The sequence below is a fragment of the Bacillus sp. LR--39 genome (assembly GCF_053613335.1).
Genome location: NZ_JBSIOT010000675.1, coordinates 1 through 802, shown reverse-complemented (window position 1 = coordinate 802; position 802 = coordinate 1). Strand labels below are relative to the sequence as shown.

Here is an 802-nt window from a genome sequence, read left to right as displayed (position 1 = left end):
CTCTTGCGATTGAAGCATTATTGGCGTTTTTCATGGAATCTATTTTTATCGGATTATGGATTTTTGGCTGGGACCGCCTGCCGAAGAAAATTCACGCGCTCTGCATATGGCTCGTATCATTCGGAACGATCATGTCATCTTTCTGGATTTTAACAGCAAACTCCTTTATGCAGGAGCCGGTCGGCTTTACGATCAAAAACGGCCGCGCGGAAATGAATGATTTTGGCGCGTTGATTACAAACCCTCAGCTTTGGGTTGAATTCCCGCACGTTATTTTTGGTGCGCTTGCCACTGGAGCTTTCTTTATTGCCGGAGTGAGTGCTTTTAAACTGCTGAAGAAAAAAGAAGTGCCGTTCTTTAAGCAATCTTTTAAACTCGCAATGATCGTCGGCCTTTGTGCCGGTCTTGGCGTCGGCCTTAGCGGACACATGCAGGCTGAGCACTTGATGGAATCACAGCCGATGAAAATGGCTGCCAGTGAAGGTCTATGGGAAGACAGCGGTGACCCTGCTGCTTGGACCGCTTTTGCGACGATCGATACAAAAAATGAAAAAAGCTCAAATGAAATCAAAGTTCCTTATGCCTTGAGCTACTTGGCTTATCAGAAATTCAGCGGAAGTGTCAAAGGGATGAAAACCCTTCAGGCTGAGTACGAAAAAATATACGGAAAAGGCGACTACATTCCGCCAGTGAAAACGACATTCTGGAGCTTCCGCATCATGGTAGGAGCAGGTGTTGTCATGATTCTTGCTGCGTTAGGCGGCCTTTGGTTAAACCGCCGCAAAAAGCTTGAAAACAGCAA

1 pseudogene is annotated in these 802 nt (G+C 46.4%); it reads left to right on the top strand.

Annotated elements, in window-relative coordinates:
* A pseudogene (gene cydA / locus ACWHAR_RS25765) lies at positions 1 to 802 on the top strand (cytochrome ubiquinol oxidase subunit I); the annotation flags it as partial.